Consider the following 5,306-nt stretch of genomic DNA (forward strand, 5'->3'; position numbering starts at 1 on the left):
TACGGGTGCTCCAGATAATCCACGATCCGGACGCCTTGGCGGTTGTGCTCGAAGCCGCCGTGGTCCCGCATCAACTCCGCGAGGGCCTCTTCGCCGGAGTGGCCGAACGGCGTGTGCCCCAGGTCGTGGGCCAGGGCGACCGCCTCCGTCAGGTCTTCGTTCAAATTGAGGGCCCGCGCGAGCGTCCGCGCGATCTGCGTCACTTCCAGCGTGTGCGTCAGGCGCGTCCGAAAATAATCGCCCTCGTGCGTCAGGAAGACCTGCGTCTTGTATTCCAGGCGCCGAAAGGCCGTCGAGTGCACCACCCGGTCCCGGTCGCGCTGATAGGCCGTCCGGTACGTGTGCTCCGGCTCGGGATAGACACGGCCCTGGGACTCGGCGCTCTTGGCGGCATACGGGGCGAGGAGACGCCGCTCGCGCTGCTCCAACTCGTGGCGGGTCATCGTGCTCGGCGGATCGGTCATGGGGCGCCCGGCGCCTCGGAGTCCATGGCGGCCCGGAGGCGGTCGAACAGGTCTTCGAGCGATTGCGGGATGACCTTCGTGTCGGCCAGGACCGGCATGAAGTTCGTGTCGCCGGTCCATCGCGGCACGAGGTGAAGGTGCAGGTGTTCGGGCAATCCTGCGCCGGCGACGCGGCCGAAGTTGAGGCCCAGGTTGTAACCGTCCGCGCGCAGGATGCGCCCGAAAAGGGCCATCACGTCCCGCGCGAGCGCCATCATTGCGAGCATCTCGTCGTCCGCCAGGTCGGCCAGCGCGCCCTTGTGGGCGCTCGGGACGATGAGCGCGTGGCCGTTGTTGTACGGGAACCGGTTGAGGACGGCGAACACCAGCGGCCGGCGCATGAAGACGAGTGCCTGGCGATCGTCGGCCGCGTCGCGGGCCGCGCACAGAAAACATCCGCTCTTGTGTCCGTCGTCGCTCATGCCGTCGATGTACGCCATTCGCCAGGGGGACCAGAGCCGGTCCATGGGTCCTCCCGTCCTAGCCGCCGCACGTGGCGCATGACGGCGCTCTACACGTGCCGCATCCGCCGCCCGATCCGCCGTGGCCTTTCGAGCGGTCGCCGCCCGCTGCCGCGCAGGCCGTAAGTTTCTTGTGAACGTTCCGGCTGCCGCAATGGGGGCACCGCGGCCGCCGCCGCTCCGTCATCGAGCGGAACAGTTCCTCGAACGCCTTCCCGCACGCATCGCACTGAAACTCGTATAGCGGCATCCTACCACCCGCTCCTCCGGCCCAGCATCCTTACTTTAAGGGTATTGTACCGGTTGAGGGCTTGGGACTCAACCCTAAGCGCGCCGTTTGCCGTTCATTTCGCCGTTCGATCCCGGCGCGCCGGGACTCACGGCCCTGAGGCTCTCGAAGGGCAATCCGCAATTTTACCCGCCGTAGCCTTGGCGAAGGCGGGCCGAAATCCGCAATGTTTATGGCCCCCCGCGCCTCAACCTTTTTGGCCGGCGATGGGCGTACGAATGGCCAGGGGACGGGCCTCGGCCGCGTCTTAGAGTTGCCTGCGCTTCCCCGCTTGCGTATAGTACCCGAGGCGATTGAAAAGAGCGGAGAGCCTGCCGTGGAAAAAGACGTCCAGCCGTTCCACATCATGGCGAAGCCGGTGTGCGGCATCTGCAACCTCGATTGCCGATACTGCTACTACACGATGAAACCGCGCGAACTCTACCCCGACACGAAAACGTTTCTGATGGGCGACGACCTTCTCGCGTCGTACACGCGGCAGTACCTGGAGGCGAACCCCGAGCGCTGCGAATTCGGCTGGCAGGGCGGCGAGCCCACCCTCGCCGGCAAAGACTTCTTCCGTCAGGCCGTCGCGTACCAGCGCGAGTTCGCCCGGCCGGGCCAGGTGGTGACCAACGGCCTCCAGACGAACGGGACTCTGCTGGACGACGAGTGGTGCGCCTTCTTCGCGGAGCACAAGTTTCTCGTCGGCATCAGCCTGGACGGCCCGCCCCAGGTCCACAACGCGTACCGGCTGGACCGCGCCGGCCGGCCGACCTTTGACCGCGCCTGGGCCGGGCTGGAACTGTTGAGGAAGAACGGCGTCGAGTTCAACGTCCTCGTGACGATCAACCGCGCGAACGCACCCCACGCCGGAAACATCTACCGCTACTTCGTCAACCGCGGCATCCGGTACCTCCAGTTCATCCCCATCCTCGAGCGCCGCGCCGGCACGGACGAACCGACCGATTTCTCCGTCACGGGCGAGGCGTATGGCCGGCTCCTCCTGAATGTCTTCGAGCAGTGGTCCGCGCGCGACGTCGGCCGCGTCTCCGTCCGCTTCTTCGACAACGTTCTGCACACGATCGTCCTCAGCCGCGCGACCACGTGCGTCCAGAGCGAGCGGTGCGCGTCGGCCTACGTCCTCGAGTTCAACGGGGACCTGTACGCCTGCGACCACTTTGTGTACCCCGAGTGGCGGATCGGGAACCTCGCGGAAACGCCGCTCGCGGACCTCGTGCGCAGCCCGCGCGTCGAGGAGTTCGCGGCCCTGAAGACCGACCTTCCCGCCGAGTGCCGCGACTGCGAGTACCTGAAATACTGCTGGGGCGGATGCCCGAAGCATCACCGTCCGATGGGGACGAGCCCCGGCCGCCACAGCCATTTCTGCGAGGGCTACAAGATGTTCTACCGCCGGGCCCTCGGAGACATGGAGCGGATTGCCGAATACGTCCGCCGAGGCGAATTGCCGCCCACCGAGGCGGACGCGGGTCCGCCGGCGAAGATGGCGGGGAAAGTCGGCCGAAACGATCCGTGCCCGTGCGGTTCCGGCCGAAAGTACAAGAGTTGCTGCGGCCGCAAGTGACGCCCCGCGCAGCGGGTTCGCCGCGGGGCTTGCCCCTCGCTACAAACAGCCAGCGCCCCGCAAGCGGGGCGGCGAACCCACCGCGTAAAACTTATGTAACCGCGCTTAGTTCTGCGGCGCCGGGGGTGTCGCAGGGGCGTCGGCGGCCTCGCCTTTCGCCTCCGGCCGCAGGCGGATGTGCAGGTCCCTCAGTTGCTTCTCGTCCACCGTCCCCGGCGCGCCGCTCATCATGCACTGGGCGCGCTGCGTCTTGGGGAACGCGATCACCTCGCGGATGCTCGACGCACCCACCAGGAGCCGAACGAACCGGTCGATGCCGAGCGCGATCCCGCCGTGCGGCGGCGCGCCGTACCGCAGCGCCTCCAGGAGGAAGCCGAACTTTTCGTCGGCCTCCGCCTTCCCGATGCCGAGCAGGCGGAAGACGCGTTCCTGGACGTCCGGCCGATGGATGCGGATGCTCCCGCCGCCGAGTTCCACGCCGTTCAGCACGAGGTCGTAGGCCCGCGCACGGACGGAAAGCGGCTCGCTTTCGAGGCGCTCCATGTCCTCGGGCCGAGGGCTCGTGAAGGGGTGATGAATCGCCACGTGCCGTTTCTCTTCGACGTCCCACTCGAACAGCGGAAAGTCGGTGACCCAGCAGAAGTTAAGTTCCTCCTGCGGCACCAGTCCAAGCCGATGGCCCAGGTGAACCCGCAGAGCGCCGAGGCTGGCGGCGACGACGGCCGGCGCGTCCGCGACGAAAAGCAGGAGGTCACCCTCGCGTGCGGCAAACGTTTTTTGCATCGCCGCCAACTGGTCAGGCTTAAAGAACTTCGCGATCGGGCCCGTCAGGCCTTCCGCCTCGACGCGCATCCAGGCGAGGCCCTTCGCGCCGAAGTCGGCCGCGAATGTGGTGAGATTGTCAATGTCCTTGCGCGTGAGTCCCGGCGCGCCTGCCCCGCCTGCCCCGTTGGGGTTGGGGCCGGGACCGCCCGGAACCTTGAGGCCGCGCACGTGGCCTCCCGCCTCGGCCGCCTGGCGAAAGATGCGGAATTCGCTCACCCGCGCGACCTCCGCCACGTCCGCGAGTTTCATCTCAAACCGGCGGTCCGGCTTGTCGGAACCGTAATCGCGCATGGCCTCGGCGAACGAGAGGCGCGGGAACGGCGTCGCGACGTCGATGCCCTTGACGGCCTTCACGACCGCCGCCACCACCCGCTCCGTTACACCCAGGACGTCGTCCTCCGCGATAAATGCCATCTCGATATCCAACTGCGTGAACTCCGGCTGGCGGTCGGCCCGCAGGTCCTCGTCCCGCAGGCACCGCGCGATCTGGTAGTACCGGTCGAAGCCCGAGACCATCAGGATCTGCTTGAAGAGTTGCGGCGACTGGGGCAGGGCGTAGAACCGGCCGGGGTTGATGCGGCTCGGGACGAGAAAGTCGCGGGCCCCTTCGGGTGTGGACTTCGTGAGGAGCGGCGTCTCGACCTCAATGAACCGCTCGCCTTCGAGCGTGCGGCGCATCGCCTGGATGATCTCGTGCCGCACCAGCAGGTTCCGCTGCATGCACGGACGCCTGAGGTCCAGGTACCGGTAGCGCAGGCGGACGTCCTCGCCGGCGTCGCAATCGTCGGCGACGGTGATGGGCGGCGAATCGCTCTTCGCCAGGACCTCGGCCCCCGTCACGCGGACCTCGATCTGGCCCGTCGGAATCTTCGGATTGACTGCCGCGGCCGGCCGCAGGGCGACCGTCCCGTCCAGCCGCACGACGTCCTGGCCGTGCATCTCCTCGGCCAAGGCGTGGGCCTCGCGCGCCACTTCGGGGTTAAAGACGCACTGGGTGGTCCCGTAACGGTCCCTGAGGTCGATGAAGATGAGGCCGCCGTGGTCCCGGCTCGAATCGACCCAACCAGCCAGGCGGACGGTCTGGCCGGCGTGCACGCTCTTCAACTCGCCGCAGGTGTGCGTTCGATACGCTGTTTTCATGGGTGTCCTCGCGTCAAACGGGAGCATTATAAGCGGCTCCCGATGCCGGACAAGCCTATTTGTCGCTTGGCCGACGGCCTGGGTGTGCCAGGATTTTCTGGCACGTGCCGAAGGCGCAACAGATGACTCGTGTGGCACGGCCGGTCTTGCCCGGCCGTGCGCATGCGGCTAGGGGGAAGCACTGGCGGGCAAGCCGCCAGTGCCACCCAACTCTTCCCTTGTGCATCCCCTGCGAGGCCGCCGCGGACCGTGCCAGAAAATCTTGGCACACCCAAACGGCCTCAAGGTTGCATGGCGGCGGCCGGCGACCTATAATCACCCCCCAACTTAAAGGGAGGCGGCGGACGGATGGCCGAGCGCCCGCAGGTTCTAAAGCGCGAGCAGATTTTCTCCGGCCGAAAGGTCGCGCTCGAGGTCCACCACATCCGCGCCTCCGACGGGCGCGAGACGACGCGCGAGGTCATCCTCCACGGCGGGAGCGTGGCGATCCTGGCGTTTCCCGAGCCCGGACGCGTCCTCCTCGA

At 67.2% G+C, this 5,306-nt stretch carries 5 protein-coding genes; 1 reads left to right on the plus strand and 4 read right to left on the minus strand.

The window, feature by feature from the left end; translation table 11 throughout:
- From dgt to NTX40_03790, 3 genes are all read right to left on the minus strand, one after another.
- Window positions 1-464: dNTP triphosphohydrolase (gene dgt, locus NTX40_03780; GenBank protein ID MCX5648206.1), on the minus strand; the 464-nt coding region annotated here is incomplete at its 3' end.
- Window positions 461-970 carry an HIT domain-containing protein gene (locus NTX40_03785; GenBank protein ID MCX5648207.1) on the minus strand — a complete coding sequence of 170 codons (510 nt, stop codon included), beginning with the start codon at window positions 968-970 and terminating at the stop codon, window positions 461-463. The genes dgt and NTX40_03785, both read right to left, overlap by 4 nt.
- Window positions 971-983: 13 nt before the next feature.
- The gene (locus tag NTX40_03790) at window positions 984-1,214 is read right to left on the minus strand and encodes a zinc ribbon domain-containing protein (protein ID MCX5648208.1); all 231 of its coding nucleotides are present in this window, start codon (window positions 1,212-1,214) and stop codon (window positions 984-986) included.
- 355 nt (window positions 1,215-1,569) lie between these two features.
- Here NTX40_03790 and NTX40_03795 point away from each other — a divergent pair, with 355 nt between their 5' ends.
- On the plus strand, window positions 1,570-2,817 hold the full coding sequence (locus NTX40_03795; GenBank protein ID MCX5648209.1) for an anaerobic sulfatase maturase: 1,248 nt from the start codon (window positions 1,570-1,572) through the stop codon (window positions 2,815-2,817).
- Between the two features lie 105 nt (window positions 2,818-2,922).
- On the opposite strand, the gene aspS is transcribed toward NTX40_03795, so the two are convergent.
- On the minus strand, window positions 2,923-4,782 hold the full coding sequence (gene aspS, locus NTX40_03800) for an aspartate--tRNA ligase (GenBank protein ID MCX5648210.1): 1,860 nt from the start codon (window positions 4,780-4,782) through the stop codon (window positions 2,923-2,925).
- Window positions 4,783-5,306 lie beyond the last annotated feature (524 nt).

Source organism: Planctomycetota bacterium, assembly GCA_026387035.1.
GTDB lineage: Bacteria > Planctomycetota > Phycisphaerae > FEN-1346 > FEN-1346 > JAPLMM01.

Bases quoted from the DNA above. Each gene is read 5' to 3' on its own strand.
- NTX40_03785 (MCX5648207.1), bottom strand. From the start codon at position 970: ATGGACCGGCTCTGGTCCCCCTGGCGAATGGCGTACATCGACGGCATG.
- NTX40_03790 (MCX5648208.1), bottom strand. From the start codon at position 1,214: ATGCCGCTATACGAGTTTCAGTGCGATGCGTGCGGGAAGGCGTTCGAG.
- aspS (MCX5648210.1), bottom strand. From the start codon at position 4,782: ATGAAAACAGCGTATCGAACGCACACCTGCGGCGAGTTGAAGAGCGTG.